Below are 22773 nucleotides of genomic sequence, written 5' to 3' on the forward strand. Positions count from 1 at the left end.
CTGCGCGTAAGTAATAAGTAATAAGTTTTTCAATTTCTAATGGTTTGCTCACATTTGCTATCTGTGCAATTTTGTAGTCTGTGCTAATATCTGTGTAAATTCATCATTCTTTGGGAACATGGGTAAGGTTCTAGTGCTGAATGCCTCCTATGAGCCACTAAACATAACTAGTTGGCGAAGGGCGGTTGTGCTACTATTAAAGGGCAAAGCTGAACGACTCGAATATACGGATCATTTTCTCTACTCGAATTTTCCTTTACCGACAGTAATTCGTCTGCTTTACTATGTGAGGATACCTTACAAGGAAATCCCCCTGACCCGGCGCAACATTCTAGAGCGTGATCGCCATAGCTGTCAATACTGCACACTCAAAGGAGATCAACTGACCCTAGACCATATCATGCCCCGTTCTCGTGGCGGAAAAGATAGTTGGGAGAATCTGGTGGCGGCCTGTGTTCGTTGTAATGTCAGAAAAGGCAACCGTACCCCTAAAGAAGCAAGAATGACTTTGATTCGTCAACCTCGCAAACCTCACAGTAGTTTATATTTCGAGTTGATTAAACATACTCAGGGCGATCGCAATCAAGAATGGAAGAAATACGCGATCGGAATTTAGGTATTATCTTGAGATATTAAATCACCACATAATCCGGAAAACCCATGATAAACTCGTAAGATATAAAAATCCTAAGTATTGTAAATTTTATACCTGTATCTCGGTAATTCGGAAATTACCATCCATCTAAAATGTCCTCTAATATATCTGCTAGTACTTCTAAAAACAATCGTCGGGAAAAAAATCATCCTAGGCCAGCTATGGGTATAGTTGATGCTTCCGCAAAAAAAGAAGAAGGGTTTGTAGAACTTGAGACAGAGGGAAATTTTGACCTGATAACTAAAAAACTACAAATCGTTTTGGGAAAACATCAAGGGGAGCGTCAAATAGTCGTTATTCAAGATTTTCCCGACCCTGATGCTCTTTCTAGTGCTTGGGCCTATAAGCTAATCGCTGAAAAACATAGTATTGACTGCGATATTGTTTATGGAGGTATCCTTTCCCATCAGGAAAATGTCGCCTTGGTTAAGCTCACTAATTTGCCTATCAAGAGAATTAGCGCCGAATCACTTAAAAAAGAAGATTTATCTATTTACCAAGGAGCTGTCTTGATAGATAGTCAGGGGACTAATAGTCAATTGTACTCTGTTGTCGAACAAGCCAAAATACCTCTGATTGTCGTGATCGATCATCATGCCAAACAAAATGATTTGGATGCTGAGTTTATCGACTTGCGACCTCAAACCCGTGCTACGGCGACAATATTGACTCAATATATCCAACAGGGACTGCTGAATTTTAATAGTAGTAATCAACAGCATACTCAATGTGCTACGGCTTTGATGCATGGGCTGCGTTCCGACACTAATTGTTTAATGCAGGCACAACAGGAAGATTTTTTAGCTGCTGCTTATCTGAGTCGTTTTTACGATTCCCAACTTCTCAATGCGGTCTTACAATCTGCTCGCTCTCGTAGAGTAATGGATGTCATTGAAAGAGCTCTCAGCAATCGAATTATCAAGAATAACTTCTCTCTTTCAGGCGTCGGCTATTTACGTTACGATGATCGCGATGCCATTCCTCAAGCGGCGGATTTTTTAGTTACCGAAGAAGATATTCACACTGCGGTGGTTTATGGAATCGTTCATGATGAGGATAATGACATTGAATTGGTAATTGGTTCCCTCAGAACAGCCAAAATAACTTTAGATCCTGATGAATTTATTAAAGAAGCTTTGGGTAAAGATGCTCAGGGAAGGTTTTTCGGTGGTGGTCGTTATATGGCTGGTGGGTTTGAAATTCCGATCGGATTTTTAGGCAGTTTTAATGATAATTCCAGTTATGCCAAGTTGAAATGGGAAGTGTTTGACCGGCAAATCCAACAAAAGCTGCTTCGTTTAGTTAATCCGGATAATAATTTAACTTTATAGTCAAAATTGCACAAGTGGTTAAGCAGCAGGACAAAATTCCTTGGTGGCGCAATAGCATAGTCAGAAATTTCCTAGTTCAGTCAGCTGTTTTGGCGGCTCTTATTGCTGTCATCTTCTTTTTTGGTAGCAACTTAGTTAATAACTTTCAGCGCTTGGGCTTGAGTTTTGGGTTCAATTTTCTTTCCCGTACGGCATCTTTTCCCATCGCTAATCCGATTATTCCCTACAGTCCCACTGATCCTTATGCTAAAGCAATTTTGGTGGGATTGATTAACTCACTACAGGTGATGTTTTTGGGGATTATTATAGCGACAATCCTTGGGGTAACCATAGGAATTGGACGCTTGTCAGATAATTGGCTGGTGCGCAAAATTGCCACAGTTTATATTGAGACTTTTAGAAATATTCCCCTATTATTACAATTATTTTTCTGGTATTTTGTGGTTTTTTTGAATCTCCCAAAAATCGATGATCCAATAACTATTGGCGGAAAAATTTTTCTGACTAATCGCGGTATGGATATTCCTTGGTTTAGGGGTACATTGCAAACTTGGTTAGCCTTAGGATTTATTGTTGCGGCAATTGTTGTGGCAATTATTTTGTGGCAAAAAAGAAATGCGGTTATCGAATCAGGAAAGTCGGCAAGAATATGGGTTAATTTATCATGGTTAAATGCGATCGCAGCTGTGGTTATTTTTATTTTGGCGATCAATTGGAATATTCCGCAATTTGATGGTCAATCAATTATTGGTGGGGTCAATCTATCCCTAGAATTTTTAGCCTTATTAACTGGCTTAAGTATCTATACCTCAGCGTTTATTGCGGAAGTGGTCAGAGCAGGCATTCAATCGGTGAACGAGGGGCAATGGGAAGCGGCTAAGGCTTTGGGCTTAAAACCAGGTTCTGTGATGCAATTGGTGATTTTTCCCCAAGCTCTACGAGTTATGATTCCGCCTTTGACTAGTGAATTTCTAAATTTAGCTAAAAATTCTAGTTTGGCAAGTGCGATCGCCTACAAGGATATTTACGCGGTTGCCATTACAATTTCCGAGCAAGCATCAAAATCTGTAGAAATGTTGCTCATTGTGATGCTGACTTATCTCATAATCAATTTAATTATTTCCCTCATGATGAATTGGTTGAATTTATCGGTGAAAATTCCAGAAAGATAAAGTTATGAGATCCTGGGAAAAATCCAACTAGAAAATTAATGAATAATTTGGCACCCAAGATTCATCTGGAAAACCTAATTAAAATCTATGGTCATAAACCCCGTATAGCACTCAAATTATTTCGAGAAGGGAAAAGCCGGGATGACATTTTAGAATTGACGAATCAGGTTGTCAGCATCGCGAATATTTCCCTCAAAATTAATCCAGGGGAATTGTTTGTCGTTATGGGATTGTCTGGTTCGGGTAAATCAACTCTAGTTCGTTGTATTAATCGTTTGATCAAGCCGACCAGTGGTCATATATATATTGATGGAGAAGATATTGCCCATGTAAATGAGCCAAGAATGCGAGAGCTTCGTTTAAAGAAAATCTCGATGGTGTTCCAACAATTTGGGCTATTTCCCCATAAAACTGTGGTAGAGAATGTGGAATATGGGTTAAAAGTTCAGGGGATTGACAAAGTCAAACGTCGTCACAAAGCCATAGAAGCCTTGGAAAAAGTTGGGTTGGAGCAATGGACAGATTATTTTCCCTCTTCTTTGAGTGGCGGGATGCAACAAAGAGTTGGCTTGGCTCGGGCCCTAGCCACAGATGCAGAAATACTCCTGATGGATGAACCTTTTAGTGCCCTTGATCCCCTCATTCGACGAGAAATGCAAGAGGAATTACTCCATCTGCAAAAAGAACTTCATAAAACAATAATTTTTATTAGTCATGACATTTACGAAGCTTTCAAAATTGGCGATCGCATTGCCGTGATGAAAGAGGGTAAAATTGTGCAGATTGGCACCCCAAAAATGATTATGACCCAACCGGCCAATGATTATATTCGTGCCTTTCTCCAAGATATCTACAATGCAAGGGATATCATAAAATAGGTTAATTATCCACGAATCCTCGTCAAAAACAAGTGCCAAAATTTAGTTTAGTCGCAATTTCTGCTCTTTTGTGCACAGGCTTAATCGCTTGCCAGTCAGTACCTGAATCTTCTGAAAATTCTCAGGAATCAACTACCCTACGAACTGCTCACAGTAGCTGGGTAGAGGAACATTTTCAAACTGAAATTGTCAGAATTGGCTTAGAAAAACTTGGTTATCAAGTTGAAACTCCTCAGGAAATTGAGTACCCAGCAATCTATATATCCGTGGCCAACGGAGATTTGGACTATAGCACTGTTTACTATAATCCTGGGCATGAAGCTTTTTTTAACAATGCTGGAGGAGATACTAAATTGGTTGGAGTCGGTCTTCTGACGCCCAATGGTTTCCAGGGATATCAAATCGATAAAAAAACAGCCGATCAGTATAATATTGACAATATTGAAAAATTAAAAGACCCTGAAATTGCTAGGCTATTTGATTCTGACGGCGACGGGAAGGCAAATTTAGTAGGTTGTAACGCAGGTTGGGCTTGCGAATTAAGCATTGATCATCATCTTGAAGCTTATGGACTTCAAGAGACGGTAGAACATGACAGGGGGCAATATACCGCTTTGCTGGCAAACAGCATTACTCGCTACAAACAAGGAGAGCCAATTATTTTCTACGCCTATAATCCCCATTGGATTAGTGCCGTCTTAAAACCAGATCAAGATGTGGTTTGGTTAGAAGTCCCCTTTACTTCTTTACCGGAAGAAATGGCGAAGCTCACCGCAGAGGATACTTCTGTAAAAGGAAAAAATCATGGTTTTCCCAAAACCGAACAACGCATTGTTGCTAATCGAAAATTTTTGGAAGCTAATCCCAAAGCGAAAATTTGGTTTGAATTAGTTCAAATCCCTGCTGAAGACATTAATGAGGAAAGCCTCCGCATTCAAGAGGGCGAAAATAAGCCGGAAGATATTCGTCGTCACGCTCAAGAATGGGTCGCCAATAATCAAGAGTTATTTGATAGTTGGCTTGAAGAAGCGAGTAATAGTTCTCGCTTGGGGAAATAGGGATGTAGGGAACTAGGGAAATCCAGCTATTATTTATTACTCCCCAAACCCCTAAAGCCCCAAATCCCAACTCGTTAAGTTTTTAAATTCAATCCTTAAGTGACTAGTTACCCATGGCTGCCATCGATAATATTTTAAATCCCTTCCAACTGTATACAATTCCTCTTGATGATTGGATTACTGAAAGTATTAACTTTATTGTTGATAATTTTCGTCCTTTTTTTCAAGCTATTGGCTTACCAATTCGCTGGTTATTACAAAATATAGAATGGGTTTTGACTGTGATTCCACCCTTGATATTTATCATGATCACTGGTTTGTTAGCGTGGAAATTGGCAGGTAAAAAAATTACTATCTATAGCATCTTATCCTTACTTTTAATTGGTTTTGTTGATATCTGGGAACAAGCAATGGTCTCTTTGGCTCTCGTGGTGACAGCGATCGCATTCTGCCTAGTTGTGGGTATTCCCATCGGTATTCTGACCGCAAAAAATGATCAAGTTGATCGAGTTATTCGTCCGCTTCTCGATATCATGCAAACATTACCTTCCTTCGTCTATTTGGTACCTGTGGTGATGCTTTTTGGTATTGGAGAAGTCCCTGGAGTAATTGCGACAATCATATTCGCCATCCCACCGCTGATACGTCTGACTAATTTGGGAATTAGACAAGTTGACTCCGATGTCATAGAAGCTGCGATCTCATTTGGGTCAACGCCTTGGCAACTATTGTGGGAAGCGCAAATTCCCTTAGCAATGCCCACTATTTTAACAGGAGTCAATCAGGCTATTCTGATGGCGCTATCAATGTCTGTGGTAACCTCGATGATTGCGGTACCTGGTTTGGGACAGATGGTACTACAGGGGGTAGGCCGTTTAGATGTGGGCCTGGCAGCGATCGGCGGATTGGGAATTGTGCTGTTGGCAATTATGATGGACCGTATCACCCAAGCGATCGCCCAGGGCCGGACTTTACCTGCGCGGAAGTAATGATGAGTAATGAGTAATAAGTAATAAGTATTTAATCTATTCGTGCGCGAGCCGAGCAATAATAGTGCGATGCCGAGGACTATTATTGGTAATTAAAGGCCGAGTAAATCCTGATTGGACAAAAGTTTCTGCCAGATCCAAGTCAAAATATTGATCTAAATAAGGTTCGGTGCTTTTGAGAAGAGTCAAAATATAAGGGGGCATCTTAGCAAATATTGCCGATCGCGGATTCATATCCATAATTGCTAAATGACCACCGGGGCGCAATATTCTGCGAGCTTCGGTAATAATTTTCTTCGCCGCGATCGCAGGCAATTCATGGAAGACCAAACAAGCAGAAACTAGATCGCAAGAATTAGCGGGTAATCCTGTGTCCTCGGCTGCCACATTAAGCCAATCAATATTGAGACTGCTATTTTGAACTTGGGACGCTCGATAACTAGCCACTGCCAGAAAATAAGCCGAAAGATCGACTCCGGTCAGATGAGCTTGAGGATAAATATTTTGCAGTGCCAAGGTACTCATACCCACGCCACAGCCAAGATCAACAATAGTTTGTGGAGGTGAACTCAACTGCTCCTGTAAGACTTGGTGATAACTTTGCCGAAGCGCAGCATCCCCTTTAGCTCCTGCTTCAGGCCATATTTTGGCATGAACCGCATAGGCGGCGGACTCCACTTCCCAAGCTGCTTTCCAGCTCAGATTACCTTCTGGATAAGCATGAAAAGAAGTCAGATAATAGTCGGGAGGCTGAAGTTGAGGATTGACAACTGTGTTCCATTCAAGATCCCAGTCTCGTTTACTGAGTTCGTCAACATTTTTACGCCAGGGAACACCTAAAACTTCTGCTCTATCTATCATCATTTTCCTGGCTCTGGTTTTGGCAAAATCGGCTAAAGGCTTGATTGCCAGGATGCCATTGACTAAACGGGAAGCTAATCCTAAGGTTTTTTTGTTGAGAGTGACAGTCATATTTGAAATCGAATTACTTAAAACTGCGCAATTATGAATTAATGTTGAGAGTTTCTCTGATTTGGCTTTGGAAGTATAACGATTTACACTACCATGAAAAAGCAAAGATAATTTTAGAGGTTACAAATAACTCAAGCCTGTGAATGATCGCTATAACAAAGTTCTTCAATATAACTTCTCTGGCCTTGGATGTTGGCTAACAATTATCGCCTTTGCAATGCTACTTAGTGCTGTGGGCTTAGGTTGGATTATTAACGGGGTTTTAATTTTATTTTTGTTTCTCTTGTTCACTCCTGTCATTGCCTTTTTCGGCCTGCAATGGTGGTTGAAGCGCAATTTTGTCCAAGATAGTTGTCCTGTCTGTGATTATGAGTTTACTGGGCTGAAAAATAACCAATTCCAATGCCCAAATTGCAGTGAGCCCCTAGAAGTGGAGCATGGCAAGTTTGTCCGAATTACCCCCCCTGGCACCATTGATGTTGAAGCCGTTGATGTTCAAGTTCAAGTAATCGAACCAGAAGAAGGATGAGGGATGAGGGATGAGGGATGAGGGATGAAGGATGAAGGATGAAGGATGAGGGATGAAGGATGAGGAAAATATCTTTTGAGCTATTTTGAGCGAGAAATGTTTAGCTTAAACTTATGCCTAGTGCCAGTGCGATCGCCGATGAAAATATTATAAGTTCCCGGTTCCCACACTCCCGAAATTTCTGGTTGTAAGCCCGATCCGCGATCGCCCAACACACAAAAACTATCATTGGCTTGAGGCCCTATCACCAGCAAAGTGGGCTGACCACCAACAGCTTGAACAGTAATCCGCATATAATCTACTCTCTGGGGTAAATTGAGCGAATAATTGGGGGAATTTGCGATAAAACCGCAATTGACACTATTAACTGGGCCTCCCGAATCACCTTGAATCACTTGAGCTATTAGATTATTATTAAACCCAGGAATAAGGTCAAAATCACTACCTGATTGAGCAGGTTCTATCCGAGAGATATTTTCCCCAATCACTATCAAACTTATCAGAGCAAAGGTAGTAAGGAGCCTAAAGTTAGGGGAAATAAATGATTTCATATCATGAATTGTAGAAATTTTGGTAATTAAAAGCTACAGATAATAATGTTCCAGGCAAGATAAGATGCATGTTTAAGGTCACTCAATCATAAGACGTTAATATCCGAATCGGAGTTCCAGTCCCTAAACAGTTTAGTCCATAAAGTTTTGGACTAGTGGGTAGGACACCTCGAAGAGAAAAATTAAGGGTAAACTTGTAGAGTATTCAGGAAACACAAAACAGCACACTAAGTGATTTTAACTAATGCTTATTGAGGTTTTCATAGTTTTTACTTATAACTTTACCGAAACTTTAAGCAGTATCATGTTTTTATAGTTTATAAAAGTCTATATAAGGTAAAAAATCACAGAGAATATATAGTCACTAAATATCAAAAAAATTTTAAAACCATGTACCCAGTAAATAACAGCTCCTCAAACGGTTCATACACACAGGGGAATTATCCTGAATCTAAAGAAAAATTTGAAGTAGAAATTTTAAGTTATCTGCAAAAAATACAAAGACGTTGGAAGCCTGCCCTGGCAGTGTTTCTGTTGACTGCAGGTTCTATTGGTCTAGCTAGTGTTTTCTTGACAACCAAATATCAAGCAGGAGGCAAGATCCTGTTTGAACCCCAAGACAATCTTACTGATTTGGGCAATCCTAGCAACGATCTTCAATCATTAACTGTCGGTGCGACTCCTTTGGTAAGTCAAAAGGAGATTCTAACTTCTAGCCCGATTTTGCAAAAGACTATTGATCAACTCAGTCTCACGGATGCCGAGGGAGAACCCCTAACTCCTGAGAAAATGACAAAAAAATTAAAAGCTGATCTAGTTGGGGCGAGTGATGTCATCGAGATTACCTATGAAGACAAAGACCCTCAAATTGCTTCTAATGTCGTCAACACTTTGATGAATATCTTCCTCGAAAACAAAATTGCGAATAATCAAAAAGATACTGAAAGTGCAGATTTCTTTGTTGAAAGTCAATTACCTCAGGTAGAAAAGAGACTAGAAGAATATGAATCGATTTTACAGAATATTAGAGAAAGAAATAACATTGTTGATTTAACCCAAGAAAAGAGAGTCTTAGTCCAGGAAATTGGTACTTTGAATCGTCAAATCTCGGCTATTGGTGCTCAGTTGCAAGGAGCCAAAGCTCAAACTGGCGCTTTGAGCCAAGAATTGGGTTTGAGCTTAGAGCAAGCCATCTCTGCTAATCAATTAGGAAGAACCCCCATTGTCCAAAGTATTGTTACCGAATTGGGCAATACAGAATCTCAATTGAGTCAAGAGCGCCAAAGATTTAACGATAATCACCCAGAGATTGTCAGTTTGTTAGATACCAAAGCTAGCTTGCGCCGTGAGTTGCAACAGCAGATTGCTCAGAAAGTTGGCAGTAACGTGCAGATTTCTGATGGTTTGCTACAAAGCGATTTAGGTCAAAAAGAAAATCCTTTAGAAAGATTTATTAGTCTGAAAATAGATGAATTGAGTTTGCAGCAACAGTTTGCCTCAATGAACGATTATCAGCAAGCCTATCTTCAAAGAGCTAAAGAGTTGCCCCGTTTAGAGAAAGAAGAACAAGAAGCAATTCGTAAAGTAGAAAATATTCGGACAACTTATGAAAATCTTTTAAATACCCAGGTTGAGTTAGATATTTTGCAAAATAAGCAAACTGCTAACGCTAGAATCATCGAACCTGCGATCGCTCCAGAGAAAGGCAGCTCAGGTCAATTAGCATTGATGGCATTAGGAATCCTCTCCGGATTGCTGCTATCTAATTTGACAGCAATTATCTTAGATAAGCAAGACCGCAGCCTAAAAAATATTTCAGAGGTCAAGAAAAAACTTCCCTACAAAGTATTAGGCATTATTCCAGAGAACAAGTTTGCCAAAAGAGAAGATGGCATCATGGTGCAACAAGACCCTGATTCTTACACCAGTGAGATTTATCGTATGATTCAGGCCAATTTGAAGTTTATGACCTCCCAGAGACCTCCTAAAGTTATTTTGGTGACAAGTTCAATCCCTGGAGAAGGAAAATCTACTGTGACAGCCAACCTAGCTGCTGCTATTTCCCAATTGGGTCGTAAAGTTCTTTTGATCGATGGTGACTTGAGAAAAGCATCACAACATCAGTTATGGGGAGTTAGTAACCAAAAAGGTGTTAAAGAACTGTTAACTGAAAAAATCGCCTTAAATCAAATCACCCAACAGCCCATGCCAAATATGGATCTACTGACCTCAGGGGAAATTATTTCTAATCCTCTATCATTACTAGATTCTTTGGAGATGAGTGAATTAGTCGCTAAGGCAAGAAGAGAATACGACTTAATTTTGATTGATGCCCCCCCATTACCTGTAACAGCAGATGTTTTGACTCTTAGTAAATTAGTCGATGGAATTATGTTCGTCAGTAGACCTGGAGTCGTAGAACATGAAAGTGCTGAGCTGGCGCAAGAAACACTCATCTCCACAGGCCAAAAAGTCCTTGGCATGGTAATCAATGGTGTTGATCCTAAAGAGTTTGACCGTTACTCCTACTGTGCAAGATATGGCAAGAGCTATTTTTCTCGTTCCACTAACAATAATGTTGAGCGATCAAAAGCTTTGACAGTCTGAATTTAAGAGAGGAATAAGAAAAAACTTGGTTCTTTCATCCTCATGATTCGTCCTGTAGCTCAGTTTTTTTAGCCTTTAAATAAGCGTGATTAGGTAAACTTTTGTAATTACCAAAGCAAGAAACCCAAAACCCCAAAGAGATCAAAGAGATAATAAAAGCTGAAGAGGCATTATGGGCACAATAGGCGTAGTGACTGAATAACCAGGAGGGGCTAATGCAAGCAAGAGATGTGATGACTACGGATGTCTTGACTATTGATGAGTCGACTAAAGTCGATGATGCCATCATAATCATGGAAGAAAATGGTTTGAGCTCTCTAATAATTGAGCCTCTAGATAAAAAAGACAGCTATGGCATTATCACGGAAATAGATGTTTTATCTAAGGTGGTGGCCAGGGGTCATAATCCCGCAAGGTTATCTGTTCGTGAAATTATGACTAAGCCTTGTATAGAAGTCAAACCAGATCTCGATATCCAATCTGTTGCTCAGTTATTTGCTAAAACTGGTATTTGTGCTGCTCCGATTGTTCAAAAAAGACTTTTTAGCCCGAAAAAACTTTTGGGGGTCATTTCTATAAGAGATCTGATTTTTTCCGGGAATTTTGTTGGGCAGACTAATCAGTCAAAAGGTTTGAAGCAAGACAGGACCGCAGGCTATCGCCAGAGAGTGATTCCAGATTTACAACAGGGTAAATCGGCTAGAATAAGTCAAGATAGCTTAACCGATTATCAGCGCTTAAGATCCCAGGGAGAGATTAGCGCCTACTCTACTCAAATAATTAATAAAATGCCCCCCCAGGAGCCAACCAACTCTCCTAGCGAATTTGAGGGACAGTCTGAGCAGAAAGAAGATAATCCCCAACAAGTAACTCCAGATTCCCCCGAACAGGAAACTTCAGATTCTCCCCAGAAAAAATCGACTAGACTGGGGAATGAAAAGTTAACTGATTATCAGCGTTTAAGAGCCGAGGGCGCAATCAGCCGCTACTCAACTCGCATTTTTGATAAAATGCCTCCAGAATGCGATGATGGCTAATATAAAACATTTTGAGTGATCATCTTCCCAGAGCATGAAGTTGATTGATAACTTTGGCACATTCTGTAGTGACAGCGGTTAATTCTTCTCTTTTCGTAGATTGTGGGGGAGCGATCAAATCTCCAATCCTAATGGTAAGAGGTATTGGTTTCGGGACAGATGATCCTGATAATATTCTTTCTGTGCCCCATAAACTTATCGGAATGAGGGGAACTTGCGCTTTGGCTGCAATCAAGGCAGCACCGGATTTTGGGTTGGTGATTTTGCCATCCTTGGTGCGAGTCCCTTGCAGAAAAATTCCCGCGATCCAACCAGATTCTAGGGCTTGCATGGTGGAGCGGATTGCTGAGCGATCGCTGATGCTTCTGTTAACTGGATAGGCGCCATAAAGCTCGATCGCATTTTTAAAGACAGGAATCTCGAATAATTCTTGCTTGGCCATAAAAGCTACAGGACGACCAATACAATTGGAAATAATCGGTGGGTCGAAGTAACTTGCATGATTACTTACTGCGATCGCCGCACCCGATTTGGGGACATGGGCTGCCCCATAAATATTAGCTCTAAAATAAGTATGTAATAAAGGACTAACAACTGGCCATTTCAACAGGTGGTAAAGTACTAAACTAGCAATGGGTTCTCGATTCTTAGCTACCACAACTGACTCTTTTTGATTTCAATGGAACATAATAATTCCCAAGCATTATACAAGATTGTTCTGGAAAAAATTCGTCAATCTCCTAAGTCACAGCTTACTTTTGCCGAGTATATAGATTTGGTTTTATATGATACTCAGTATGGCTACTACAGTTCAGGTTCCGTGGGAATTGGAGCTCAGGGAGATTTTTTTACGGCAGTTTCTCTCGGCAAAGATTTCGGTGAATTGTTAGCAATTCAGTTATGGCAGATGTGGCAAAAGTTGGAATGCCCGAAAAATTTCGCTTTGGTAGAAATGGGGGCCGGCAATGGTGATTTAGCTAGGGATATTCTTAATTATCTACAAGAATATTATCCTGATTTTATCGATACTATCGATTATATTATTATCGAAAAATCTCCTGCTTTAAGAGAAATTCAAGAACAAAAGCTAGCAAATATTAACAATATTAATCTTACTTGGAAATCCTGGTCTGAAATCCCTGATAATCAGTTAATTGGCTGTTGTTTTTCTAATGAATTGATAGATGCGTTTCCTGTTCATCAAATAGTTATTAATCATCAAAGATTACAGGAAGTATTTGTCACAGAAGAAGCAGGAAAAATAATAGAGAAATATGATAATCCTTCTACAGCCAAACTGCGAGAATATTTTGATTTGATAGGGATAAATATTATAAAACAAGATTACCCTCAAGACTATCGTACCGAGGTTAATTTGATGGCATTGTCATGGGTTGAAGAGATCGCAAAGAAGTTACAGCGAGGATATATTTTGACTATTGACTACGGTTATCAGGCCGCAAAATACTATCATCCCCAAAGAAGTCAGGGAACTTTAAAATGCTATTATCAGCATCGTCACCATAATAATCCCTATGTCAATTTGGGACGACAAGATATTACGACACATGTTGATTTTACTGCTTTAGAAAATCAAGGGATCAAATGTGGATTGGCAACAGTTGGCTTTACCCAACAAGCACTATTTTTAATGGCTTTGGGTCTAAGCGATCGCCTTCAAGAACTATCTACTGGTAAATATAATCTCCAAGAAATATTTAACAGAAGAGACGCACTTCATCAACTAATTAATCCTGATGGATTGGGCGGGTTTGGCGTATTAATTCAAGGTAAGAATTTGACTCCAGAACAACATCAGCTCCAAGGTATTAAGATGGGTTGATCAGTTTCGCAGAATAGAACTCTTGCATAACTCATCGAGAGCATTGCTATTAAACTCTATAGAATAACTGAAATTTGTATTTTGCCAGAGGTCTAATTTTATCGGTAAATCCTATGAGCGATCGCATAATTGTTTGGGCTAAAGTTTGGGGTATAGCTGCTACCCAGGGAGCGATGACTTTATGCTGGGTGATTTATAATCTCTACTTCCCGATATTATTAGTTCAGTTTGGTTTTAGTAAGGAATTTGCCGTCACTTTACTCATTGTAGAAAATGCCTTAGAAGCTTTTATCGAACCATTATTTGGTGCCATTGCTGATAATCAACAACAAAAAATTGGCAGTAAAATACCTTTGATATCTTTGGGAATAGGGATGTCATCGGTTTTATTTATTTTGCTGCCTATAGTGGTAATTTTTACCACTCCTACTGAAATATGGCGATGGGTTTTGCCTGCATTAGCAGTAATCTGGGCGTCTGCTATGGCAATATTCCGCGCGCCGACAATGGCGTTATTAAGGCAAACTGCTCCGACCAATAAGTTGCCTCAAGCCGCGAGTATTTTAAGTCTGGTGGGTGGCGTGGTTGGAGCATTTCGTTTTGACGCTTATGGTGTGATTATAAGCCTTGGTGCTGGTTTTGCCTTTGCGATCGGGTCGATCGCGCTGCTGGCTGCTGGAGCAATGTTACGCTGGCTAAATCCTCCCGGTTTCCCGAAAATAAAAGATCGCCAACCACAGAAGGAACCAGAAAGTAATTTAAAATTTGTTTTAGTCTTTTTAACGGGGATTAGTGTTGCTTGGAGCCTACGTTTTTTAATTCCCACAGTTAACAATTTTTTAACTCTTGAATGGGGAGAAGCCTATACCAAAATTGCCATGACTTTATTTTTTGTCGGGTTAGGCTTGACTGCTTTGCCGGTAGGAAAAATTGCGACAAAATGGGGCAACTCTCGGGGAATATTATTCGGCTGTGGTCTAACTATCATCAGTTCTCATTTGGTAAAAAATCTAGATGTTTCTAGTGCAAAAATTGCCTTGATCTTAATAATAATTATTGGCTTTAGTTTTGTCTTGAATGGAGCCATTCCCTTCGTGCTCGCATTGATTAATAAATCAAGATCTGGCTTCGGACTTGGTGTCTATTTTGGCGGTTTAAGTGCCGGTGTTAGTTTTTTTGATATTGTTTTTAAGAACTTGATGAAGTTGTCATCAGATTTTAATTTGACTGGGTCAACTCTCGCTTTGTTATTAATCATCCTTTGGATTCTGCTTAGTTCTAATTTTGAATAGTTAATTGCTGATAGAATTATCCTTAATTATTTTTATCGGCAAATATATATGAGCGATCGCATAATTCTTTGGGCGAAAGTTTGGGGGGTCGCCACAACCCAAGGCGCTATCACTTTATCTTGGGTGATTTATAATCTTTATTTCCCCATACTACTTGTGCAATTTGGTTTCACTAAAGAATTTGCCATTACTATCCTTATTGTGGAAAATATCTTAGAGTCCTTTGTTGAACCAGTATTTGGGGCTATTTCGGATCAGCAACAACAAAAAATTGGCAGTAAAATACCTCTAATTTCTGTGGGAATAGTCCTCTCTTCGATTTTATTTATTTTGCTTCCTGTGGTGGCAATTTTTACAACCCCCAGTCAAGTATGGCGATGGAGTTTACCAGTACTAGCAGTAATCTGGGCCTTTGGTATGGCAATATTTCGTGCGCCGACAATGGCATTGTTAGAAGAAACTGCCCCGGTGGATAAGCTGCCCCAGGCTGCTAGCATTCTGACTTTGGTGAGTGAAGTTGTGGGCACATTGAGTTTTATCGCCCATGATTTTATTCTCGGTATTGGTGCTAGTTTTGCCTTTGCGATCGGCTCAATTGCCTTATTAATTGCTGGAGCTAGACTAAGATGGCTTAACCCTCCGAGAATGCCCCAATTTGCTAAAGAGGAAATTGCCGAACAGGAAGAAGAGGAAGAGGAAGAGGAAGAAGAGGGCAAAAGTCATTACGCTAAGTTTATTCTGGTTTGTTTAGCGGGAATTAGTATTGCTTGGAGTTTGCATTTTTTGAACCCCGCATTACAGCAATTTTTTACTATTCAATGGGGAGAAGATAATACCGAAATTGCCATGACTTTATTTGATGTCGGGTTGGGTTTTGCTGCTTTAGTCGTGGGGATATTAGCAACAAGATTAGGTAACTCTTGGGGGGTATTATTTGGCTGCATCTTGACCATTGTCAGCTCCAACTTACTAATTATGGGGATTTTTTCTCAGGCAACAATTGCTTTGACTCTCTGTATAATCTGGGGCTTTAGTTTTGTTTTGAATGGGGTAATTCCTTTCGTTCTAGAACTAATTAGTTCCTCGCAATCTGGCTTGGGATTGGGTATATATTTTGGAGGCTTAAGTGCCGGCACTGCTTTTTTTGATATTGTTTTTGAAAAATTAATTAATTTACCGCTAAATTGGTATGAGACTGGAGCAAATTTATGCTTGTTACTAATAATCAATTTGATTATTGTTGGTTTAACTCTTGATTAGTTAATTGTTAGCGACTAATCGACAAAACTTGCGAAATCAATGAATGTTATGATGATAAGCCCAGATAAATCTTCAGTAATAGTAAAAGCGATCGCGCCAACCCTATGGATACAACCAGCAAAAAATACAATATAGTAACCTTCGGATGTCAGATGAATAAAGCCGATTCCGAACGTATGGCTGGCATCCTCGAAGAGATGGATTTTCAATGGACGGAAGAACCTAATGATGCAGATTTAGTACTCTACAACACCTGCACGATTCGGGATAATGCCGAACAAAAAGTTTATTCCTATCTTGGGAGACAGGCCAAACGAAAACATCAAAAACCCGATCTTACTTTAGTCGTTGCTGGTTGTGTCGCTCAGCAGGAAGGAGAGCAGCTTTTGCGACGAGTTCCCGAATTAGACTTAGTAATGGGGCCGCAACATGCCAATCGGTTAGAAGACTTATTACAACAAGTATTTGATGGTAATCAGGTAGTTGCTACTGAACCCATTCATATTGTTGAGGATATAACTAAACCGCGTCGTGATAGTAAGGTGACTGCTTGGGTCAATATTATCTATGGTTGCAATGAACGCTGTAGTTATTGCGTTGTGCCCAATGTTCGAGGGACGGAGCAATCGCGCACTCCTGAGGCGATTAAGTCAGAAATGAGTGACATTGGCAAGCAAGGTTATAAGGAAATTACTTTGTTGGGGCAGAATATTGATGCCTATGGCAGGGATTTACCCGGAAGCACTCCTGAGGGTAGACATCAGCATACTCTGACCGATTTGCTTTATTATGTCCATGATGTAGAAACTGTCGATCGCATCAGATTTGCAACCAGTCATCCTCGTTACTTCACCGAAAGGCTGATCAAAGCTTGTCAAGAACTGCCTAAGGTTTGTGAACATTTTCATATTCCCTTTCAGTCGGGAGATAATGAAATTCTCAAGGCGATGAAACGAGGTTACACTCACGAGAAATACCGCCGAATCATTGATAAAATTCGCCATTACATGCCCGATGCTGCCATCAGTGCTGATGCAATTGTCGGGTTCCCTGGAGAAACAGAAGAGCAATTTAACAATACTCTCAAGTTGGTAGAGGATATTGGTTTTGATCTGATCAATACCGCAGCTTATTCTCCTCGTCCTGGCACTCCTGCGGCCTTATGGGAAGATCAATTAAGCGAAGAGGTCAAAAGCGATCGCCTGCAAAGATTAAATCATTTGGTGGCAACCACTGCGGCAGAACGTTCACAAAGATATTTAAATCGAGTCGAAGAAGTCTTGGTCGAAGCCCAAAACACCAAGGATACCGCTCAAGTTATGGGGCGAACTAGGGGTAATCGTTTGACTTTCTTCCCCGGCAAAATTGAAAATTTATTGGGTAAAACTGTTAAAGTGAAAATTACGGAATATCGTGCTTTCAGCCTGACAGGGGAAATGATTTAGAAGGCAGAGGGCAGAAGGCAGAGGGCAGAAGGCAGATGGCTTAGCTTTGCTCACAAGTTCCTCAGACTTATATCTTATTCTAAAACTGGGTCACTCTCAGTATAGTTACGGAGGTCAGCGATATGAGTATCATTTTGACCAATAGGCGAGAAGCTGGTCGAAGATTAGCCAGAAAACTCTCTGCTTATGCTAACCATCCTCAAACTGTAGTATTGGGGTTGCCCCGTGGTGGCGTGCCAGTCGCCTATGAGATTGCTAAAGCTTTGAATCTTCCCTTGGATGTTTGTCTCGTCAAGAAATTAGCATTGCCTGAAAACCCAGAATTTGCCATTGGTGCGATCGCAGAAGATTCTCTAATTACTAACTACAGCGGTGAAGTAATAATTGTTGATGAAAACACAAGGAAAATCAAGGGGTTAGATAAAGCAAAGATTAACGCGATCGCCGCGCAACAGAAAGCCGAATTACAATGGCGCGATCGCTGTTACCGACATTTTCGTGCTCCAAGGGAAATTTGTGATCAAACGGTGATTTTAGTCGATGATGGGGTTGCGACAGGATTAACTATTCATGCTGCCGTCACTGCCTTAAATCAACATAAGCCAGAAAAAATTATTATTGCCGTACCAGTTATCTCCTTGCAAATTATCAAACAGTTAAAATATCAATTGGAGAAGATTGAAATTATCTGTGTCAACTCACCACAATCTCTTTCTGCTGTTAGTTTTTGGTACGAAGATTTTTCCGAAACCACAGATCGGGAGGTCTGTGAGCTGCTCTCAGAATTTGCCCCGCAATTGATTAAAAAATAGTCATAGCGATCGCGAACTATCATATTTTAACTATTATAATTTAGCTTTTTGTGGTAAAAACCCATAAGAAAAGTTATGAATATGGACTTTTGCATTGATTTTAATGTATGATTCATGGCGAATAGACCACAAAAAGTCTCTAGATTTAAAACTATCTGAAGGAGAAACAAATATTGATACCCGCAACTCTACACCAACTTAAAGTATTTGAAACTGTTGCTCGTCATGGTAGTTTTACTCGCGCTGCGGAAGAATTATCGATAACTCAACCAACGGTTTCTAGCCAAGTCAAACAACTGACCAAAGCTGTTGGATTGCCATTATTTGAACAAATTGGCAAAAGCCTCTATCTTACTGATGCGGGGACAGAATTACTATCCACCTGTCAAGATGTTTTCGAGAGATTAACTAATTTCCAGATGACGGTCGCCGATCTCAAGGGTATGAAGCAAGGACAATTAAAGCTAGCGGTAATTACTACTGCTAAATATTTTATTCCTCGCTTATTGGGCTCTTTTTGTCAAAAGTATCCGGGCATTGATGTGACTTTAAAAGTTACAAATCATAAAACAATTCAACAAAGAATTCTCAACAATGAAGATGATTTATATATTGTGAGTAATCCTCCCCAAGAAATAGATTTATATAGTCAGTCTTTTTTGGATAATCCCTTGGTAGTTGTCGCTAATAAAAAACATCATTTAGCCGGTAAATCTATGGTTGCGATCTCAGAACTTGACGGGGAACCATTTATTATGCGGGAACAAGGATCTGGCACGAGAGAAGCGGTTTTAAAATTATTTAATCAACATGATATTTCGGTTCGGGTTCGTCTAGAACTAGGTAGTAATGAAGCTATCAAGCAGGCGATCGCAGGTGGCCTAGGGATTTCTGTATTATCAGAACATTGTTTGATTTCCGAGGGAAAATCAGGAGAATTAACTATCTTAGATATTGAAGGTTTTCCCATCGAGAGAAGATGGTATGTTTCTTATATTGCCGGAAAAAAGCTTTCCACTATTGCTAAAACATTTTTAGATTATTTATTGGAGGAAAGCCCAAAGGTGACTTTTCCTGCTTCTAGTATATTGACTGCATCTGTCAAATAATTAAAAATTGAAAATTGAAAATTGAAAATTCTAATATTGCTCAAAAACTTGCTTTGATCCAATTAGCCGATTCTTTCTTTCCTGCCGGTTCTTTTACTCTTTCTCATGGGCTAGAAGCTTTAGTTCAAAAAGGACAGATACAAACAGGCTCAGAGTTGAAAACTTTTTTGCAATTACTACTTAAAAATAAAATTGCTACTTGTGATTTAGTAGCCTTACTCTCAGCTTATCAAGCAAGTAGAGAAAATAATTTACCAGAAATTAGATTGATTGATCAGCAATTATTTGCTCAAACTTTGATTGAAACAACGAGAGAAGTGCAGCGGAAAACTGGACGCGCCCTACTTATGGTAGCTAGTGAAACCTGGCCAGATGAAAAGTTGCAAACTGTAAAAGAAGATGTAGCTCAAAAGCGCATTTATTGCTTACATCCCATTATTTTTGCTGTAGTCAGCCAGGTAGCAAAGATAGGAGAAGAAGACGCGGTGCTTGCTTTCCTCCATGGTTTTGTCACAGGCTCACTAGGTGCAGCTATTCGTCTGGGCATTTTAGGTCATATTCAAGCACAACAATTATTATTGCAATTGGCACCTAATATGGAGGAAGCTTATCAAATAGCATCCCAGCTCACACTAGAAGAGATGAGTAGCTCTACTCCTACTATTGATATTGCTCAGATGCAGCATCAAAAGTTGCAAAGACGATTATTTGCCAGTTAATGAAGGAAGGCAGAAGGCAGAAGGCAGATGGCAGATGATTGTTGGATAGTCACAATTTTTCATCAAAAAAGATTGCAAAAAGCTTTCAAGCAAGATTCTTTAATCTACGATGAAGGAGATAGGAACTGTTGTCTGGGGAAAAAAATGTATCAAAGAATTTTAGTTGCTGTTGATGATTCCTCTATTAGCCGACAAGCTTTTAATCAAGCTGTATCTTTGGCTAAAGCTTTTTCTGCGCAGCTTCATCTAATTCATGTCATATTGCCTGTAGCCCAAGAATATCAGGATGCGAGCTTAATTGCCTTTTCTGGTGGCTTTTATCCTGGAGGAATGGATAAAGTAATCAAAGAAACCTGGTCTACTATTGAGAAAGCAGGCTTAAGTTTGTTGCAAGATTTGGGGGAAAAATCCAAGGCATCAGGGGTAATTGCCGAATTTACCCAGAAGATTGGTCAGCCAGAACGCGAAATTACAGAATTTGCCAAAACTTGGGACGCTGATTTAATTGTAATTGGTAGCCATGGCAGAAAAGGATTGAATGAACTGGTCCTGGGGAGTGTTAGTAACTATGTTTTACACCATGTGTCTTGCTCTGTATTGCTGATACATCCACAAGTAACCTCAGAAATTTCCTCGGAATCAGTAGAAGTTGCGGAATAATGGTTAATAATCAAATATATTGGACTAATTATTATCAATCAACAGATCATGGATCAATTACAAAAAGAGACTTGTATTCCCTGTGAGGGACAGGTTGCGCCTATTACTGCTGCCGAAATTTCAGAGTTGTTGCCTCAACTTACAGGCTGGAATATTGTCAAAGAAAATGGCATAGATCATCTACAACGAAATTATAAATTTCCTGATTTTCAGTCAGCTTTAACTTTTACCAATCTGGTAGGAGAGGCGGCGGAAAAAGCAGGGCATCATCCTGTGTTGGTAACCGAATGGGGCAAGGTTACGGTCATCTGGTGGACTCATGCCATTAATGGACTACATCGGAATGATTTTGTAATGGCAGCCAAGACGGATCAGGCTTTTTTGAATGCTAATTAGTGATAAGCTTAGACGCAATCCCCAATCTATCGTCAATGTGCAGTTGCCTAACTTGTTGAGCTCTACCAAATATCCGAAAATTTCCGTAGTGCTAGAATTACCTTGTCTCGGCAAATAATCTTAATATATTGGAGATAAAGCTTTTTATGACTGTTACCACTGGTTTAGTTCGGTCTTTTGGCACTGTTGGGGATAACCCTGTTTTATTAGATAAATCCGTCACAGAACCTATTTGCGAAGGTTTAAATATATTACTAGCTAGTTTCCAAGGACTATATTTGCAATACCAAAAGCATCATTTTGTGGTTGAGGGTTCAGAGTTTTATTCGATACATCAGTTTTTCCAAGACTGTTACGGGGAAGCGCAAGAGCATGTTCATGAACTGGGAGAAAGACTAGATGGGATCGGCGGAATTCCTGCGGCAAGTTTTACTAAGTTAGCTGAGTTATGTTGTTTTGACCCCGAAATGGATGGGGTTTATAACTGTCGTCAGTCTTTGGAGCATGATTTGGCTGCAGAACAAGCTATTATCAAAGTCTTGCGCTCTTTGGCTGCTCAGGCTGAAAGTCTTGGCGATCGCGCTACTCGTTATATGTATGAGAAGATTTTGTTAGAAACTGAAGAAAGAGCCTATCACATTGGTCATTTCTTGGCTTCCGACAGCTTAACTCTTAGTTTTGTCGGTAACGGAAATAATTAATCATTAGTCCTATGCTCTCTACCTTTTGTCTTTAGGAACGATACTTCGACAGGCAAACTCAGAACTTTTAATGAAAACTTCATCAATATACAATCGAAGTTTATTGTTTGGAAACCTTTAGGACGATAAATTTACCTATATTAGGGATATACCCAAAACAAGTTATCCATCTAAATTTAAGTAAGGTTAGTTATAGTTCTATAACTATTAAATCTCCTCTTAACTTAATTGAATGATTACCCTAATTTATTTTTGTGAGACTACTTTTGATTTATTCAAAGGCAGTCTTTTTTTTTGAACCCATCTAGACTGTGAGTTTGTAATGCTAATCCTGTTGCGATCGCGAATTTAGTTTATGGGGATAAGAGTAATTTTAATCGCAATGAAGATCTAACGGAACAACAAGCAGCGATTCCTAATGCAATGCGATTATCTTGCTCAATTTCTTTTATTATAAAGACAATAGCAAATCATCCTAATTATTAATTGTGTAGTAATTGATTAGACCTCTTGCAAAATATTTTTGTGGTAGAGTAAAGGGTTTGCACTTCTCTTGTACCTCATTTATGAACTACGCAAATGCCAAATCTCTATCAGGTAAAAAGTTTAAGCGGCGCTTTGGGGTCGAGAAAAAAACTTTTGAACGAATACTTGAAGCATTTAAGCAAGAATTTCCTCACAGACCAAAAGCAGGACGACCTTGGGATTTAGCAAGAGAAGAGCAAATTTTAGTCACCCTGGAATATTGGCGAGAATA

General features: G+C 39.7%; 22 protein-coding genes and 1 pseudogene. 20 read left to right on the forward strand and 3 right to left on the reverse strand.

All coding sequences use genetic code 11. From position 1 onward, the window contains the following. Positions 1–118 precede the first annotated feature (118 nt). The 6 genes from XEN7305_RS12940 to XEN7305_RS12965 all read left to right on the forward strand — a co-directional run bounded on the left by XEN7305_RS12940 (position 119) and on the right by XEN7305_RS12965 (position 6083). Positions 119–616 (forward strand): HNH endonuclease, encoded by a 498-nt coding sequence (locus XEN7305_RS12940; RefSeq protein WP_006509891.1) that lies wholly within the window; start codon positions 119–121, stop codon positions 614–616. A gap of 131 nt (positions 617–747) precedes the next feature. After that, positions 748–1986 (forward strand): bifunctional oligoribonuclease/PAP phosphatase NrnA, encoded by a 1239-nt coding sequence (locus XEN7305_RS12945; RefSeq protein ID WP_006509892.1) that lies wholly within the window; start codon positions 748–750, stop codon positions 1984–1986. Between the two features lie 14 nt (positions 1987–2000). After that, on the forward strand, positions 2001–3158 hold the full coding sequence (locus XEN7305_RS12950) for an amino acid ABC transporter permease (protein WP_006509893.1): 1158 nt from the start codon (positions 2001–2003) through the stop codon (positions 3156–3158). A gap of 38 nt (positions 3159–3196) precedes the next feature. Then, on the forward strand, positions 3197–4036 hold the full coding sequence (locus tag XEN7305_RS12955) for a glycine betaine/L-proline ABC transporter ATP-binding protein (protein ID WP_006509894.1): 840 nt from the start codon (positions 3197–3199) through the stop codon (positions 4034–4036). Positions 4037–4068: 32 nt separating this feature from the next. Then, entirely contained in the window at positions 4069–5094 is a 1026-nt protein-coding gene (gene proX / locus XEN7305_RS12960) for a glycine betaine/L-proline ABC transporter substrate-binding protein ProX (protein WP_006509895.1), read from the forward strand. A gap of 113 nt (positions 5095–5207) precedes the next feature. Beyond that, positions 5208–6083, forward strand: a complete 876-nt coding sequence (locus tag XEN7305_RS12965; protein WP_006509896.1) for a proline/glycine betaine ABC transporter permease — start codon at positions 5208–5210, stop codon at positions 6081–6083. Positions 6084–6119: 36 nt separating this feature from the next. Here the strand turns inward: XEN7305_RS12965 and XEN7305_RS12970 are convergent, their stop codons facing one another. Then, positions 6120–7055, reverse strand: coding sequence for a class I SAM-dependent methyltransferase (locus tag XEN7305_RS12970; RefSeq protein ID WP_006509897.1), 936 nt, complete (start codon positions 7053–7055; stop codon positions 6120–6122). Positions 7056–7194: 139 nt separating this feature from the next. Here XEN7305_RS12970 and XEN7305_RS12975 point away from each other — a divergent pair, with 139 nt between their 5' ends. Next, the gene (locus tag XEN7305_RS12975) at positions 7195–7584 is read left to right on the forward strand and encodes a hypothetical protein (protein ID WP_006509898.1); all 390 of its coding nucleotides are present in this window, start codon (positions 7195–7197) and stop codon (positions 7582–7584) included. Positions 7585–7664: 80 nt separating this feature from the next. Here the strand turns inward: XEN7305_RS12975 and XEN7305_RS12980 are convergent, their stop codons facing one another. Beyond that, positions 7665–8135 carry a hypothetical protein gene (locus XEN7305_RS12980; protein ID WP_006509899.1) on the reverse strand — a complete coding sequence of 157 codons (471 nt, stop codon included), beginning with the start codon at positions 8133–8135 and terminating at the stop codon, positions 7665–7667. A 390-nt stretch (positions 8136–8525) separates the two neighbouring features. Between XEN7305_RS12980 and XEN7305_RS12985 the strand changes: the two genes are divergently transcribed. Both XEN7305_RS12985 and XEN7305_RS26660 read left to right on the forward strand, forming a co-directional pair. Then, on the forward strand, positions 8526–10742 hold the full coding sequence (locus XEN7305_RS12985) for a polysaccharide biosynthesis tyrosine autokinase (protein ID WP_006509900.1): 2217 nt from the start codon (positions 8526–8528) through the stop codon (positions 10740–10742). Between the two features lie 215 nt (positions 10743–10957). Continuing rightward, complete coding sequence (locus tag XEN7305_RS26660; protein WP_006509901.1) at positions 10958–11779, forward strand: CBS domain-containing protein; 822 nt, start codon at positions 10958–10960, stop codon at positions 11777–11779. Between the two features lie 19 nt (positions 11780–11798). Here XEN7305_RS26660 and XEN7305_RS12995 read toward each other — a convergent pair whose 3' ends face one another. Beyond that, positions 11799–12437 carry a 1-acyl-sn-glycerol-3-phosphate acyltransferase gene (locus tag XEN7305_RS12995; RefSeq protein ID WP_006509902.1) on the reverse strand — a complete coding sequence of 213 codons (639 nt, stop codon included), beginning with the start codon at positions 12435–12437 and terminating at the stop codon, positions 11799–11801. 21 nt (positions 12438–12458) lie between these two features. On the opposite strand from XEN7305_RS12995, the gene XEN7305_RS13000 reads away from it, so the two are divergent. From XEN7305_RS13000 to XEN7305_RS13050, 11 genes and pseudogenes are all read left to right on the forward strand, one after another. After that, entirely contained in the window at positions 12459–13622 is a 1164-nt protein-coding gene (locus XEN7305_RS13000) for a class I SAM-dependent methyltransferase (protein ID WP_006509903.1), read from the forward strand. Positions 13623–13735: 113 nt separating this feature from the next. After that, positions 13736–14914 (forward strand): MFS transporter, encoded by a 1179-nt coding sequence (locus XEN7305_RS13005; RefSeq protein WP_006509904.1) that lies wholly within the window; start codon positions 13736–13738, stop codon positions 14912–14914. Between the two features lie 48 nt (positions 14915–14962). Further along, complete coding sequence (locus XEN7305_RS13010) at positions 14963–16174, forward strand: MFS transporter (protein WP_006509905.1); 1212 nt, start codon at positions 14963–14965, stop codon at positions 16172–16174. 104 nt (positions 16175–16278) lie between these two features. Beyond that, positions 16279–17619 carry a tRNA (N6-isopentenyl adenosine(37)-C2)-methylthiotransferase MiaB gene (miaB, locus tag XEN7305_RS13015; protein WP_006509906.1) on the forward strand — a complete coding sequence of 447 codons (1341 nt, stop codon included), beginning with the start codon at positions 16279–16281 and terminating at the stop codon, positions 17617–17619. A 122-nt stretch (positions 17620–17741) separates the two neighbouring features. Further along, positions 17742–18431, forward strand: a complete 690-nt coding sequence (locus tag XEN7305_RS13020; protein WP_006509907.1) for a phosphoribosyltransferase — start codon at positions 17742–17744, stop codon at positions 18429–18431. 173 nt (positions 18432–18604) lie between these two features. Further along, a complete protein-coding gene (locus XEN7305_RS13025) occupies positions 18605–19540 on the forward strand; it encodes a LysR family transcriptional regulator (protein WP_006509908.1) in 936 nt (311 codons plus the stop codon). Positions 19541–19554: 14 nt separating this feature from the next. Beyond that, positions 19555–20259, forward strand: coding sequence for an urease accessory protein UreF (locus tag XEN7305_RS13030; RefSeq protein ID WP_006509909.1), 705 nt, complete (start codon positions 19555–19557; stop codon positions 20257–20259). Positions 20260–20286: 27 nt separating this feature from the next. Beyond that, a complete protein-coding gene (locus XEN7305_RS13035) occupies positions 20287–20919 on the forward strand; it encodes a universal stress protein (RefSeq protein WP_006509910.1) in 633 nt (210 codons plus the stop codon). A 48-nt stretch (positions 20920–20967) separates the two neighbouring features. Next, positions 20968–21315 carry a 4a-hydroxytetrahydrobiopterin dehydratase gene (locus tag XEN7305_RS13040; protein WP_006509911.1) on the forward strand — a complete coding sequence of 116 codons (348 nt, stop codon included), beginning with the start codon at positions 20968–20970 and terminating at the stop codon, positions 21313–21315. 146 nt (positions 21316–21461) lie between these two features. Then, positions 21462–22016, forward strand: coding sequence for a Dps family protein (locus XEN7305_RS13045; protein ID WP_006509912.1), 555 nt, complete (start codon positions 21462–21464; stop codon positions 22014–22016). 566 nt (positions 22017–22582) lie between these two features. Then, positions 22583–22773, forward strand: a pseudogene (locus tag XEN7305_RS13050) (IS5/IS1182 family transposase); the annotation flags it as partial.

The organism is Xenococcus sp. PCC 7305, from assembly GCF_000332055.1.
Classification (GTDB): Bacteria; Cyanobacteriota; Cyanobacteriia; order Cyanobacteriales; family Xenococcaceae; genus Xenococcus.

What these genes read in the sequence shown, in the direction of transcription:
- XEN7305_RS12940 (WP_006509891.1), top strand. Translation starts at nt 119, where the DNA reads ATGGGTAAGGTTCTAGTGCTGAATGCCTCCTATGAGCCACTAAACATA.
- XEN7305_RS12945 (WP_006509892.1), top strand. Translation starts at nt 748, where the DNA reads ATGTCCTCTAATATATCTGCTAGTACTTCTAAAAACAATCGTCGGGAA.
- XEN7305_RS12955 (WP_006509894.1), top strand. Translation starts at nt 3,197, where the DNA reads ATGAATAATTTGGCACCCAAGATTCATCTGGAAAACCTAATTAAAATC.
- XEN7305_RS12965 (WP_006509896.1), top strand. Translation starts at nt 5,208, where the DNA reads ATGGCTGCCATCGATAATATTTTAAATCCCTTCCAACTGTATACAATT.
- XEN7305_RS12970 (WP_006509897.1), bottom strand. Translation starts at nt 7,055, where the DNA reads ATGACTGTCACTCTCAACAAAAAAACCTTAGGATTAGCTTCCCGTTTA.
- XEN7305_RS12980 (WP_006509899.1), bottom strand. Translation starts at nt 8,135, where the DNA reads ATGAAATCATTTATTTCCCCTAACTTTAGGCTCCTTACTACCTTTGCT.
- XEN7305_RS12985 (WP_006509900.1), top strand. Translation starts at nt 8,526, where the DNA reads ATGTACCCAGTAAATAACAGCTCCTCAAACGGTTCATACACACAGGGG.
- XEN7305_RS26660 (WP_006509901.1), top strand. Translation starts at nt 10,958, where the DNA reads ATGCAAGCAAGAGATGTGATGACTACGGATGTCTTGACTATTGATGAG.
- XEN7305_RS13000 (WP_006509903.1), top strand. Translation starts at nt 12,459, where the DNA reads ATGGAACATAATAATTCCCAAGCATTATACAAGATTGTTCTGGAAAAA.
- XEN7305_RS13005 (WP_006509904.1), top strand. Translation starts at nt 13,736, where the DNA reads ATGAGCGATCGCATAATTGTTTGGGCTAAAGTTTGGGGTATAGCTGCT.
- XEN7305_RS13010 (WP_006509905.1), top strand. Translation starts at nt 14,963, where the DNA reads ATGAGCGATCGCATAATTCTTTGGGCGAAAGTTTGGGGGGTCGCCACA.
- miaB (WP_006509906.1), top strand. Translation starts at nt 16,279, where the DNA reads ATGGATACAACCAGCAAAAAATACAATATAGTAACCTTCGGATGTCAG.
- XEN7305_RS13020 (WP_006509907.1), top strand. Translation starts at nt 17,742, where the DNA reads ATGAGTATCATTTTGACCAATAGGCGAGAAGCTGGTCGAAGATTAGCC.
- XEN7305_RS13035 (WP_006509910.1), top strand. Translation starts at nt 20,287, where the DNA reads ATGGCAGATGATTGTTGGATAGTCACAATTTTTCATCAAAAAAGATTG.
- XEN7305_RS13040 (WP_006509911.1), top strand. Translation starts at nt 20,968, where the DNA reads ATGGATCAATTACAAAAAGAGACTTGTATTCCCTGTGAGGGACAGGTT.
- XEN7305_RS13045 (WP_006509912.1), top strand. Translation starts at nt 21,462, where the DNA reads ATGACTGTTACCACTGGTTTAGTTCGGTCTTTTGGCACTGTTGGGGAT.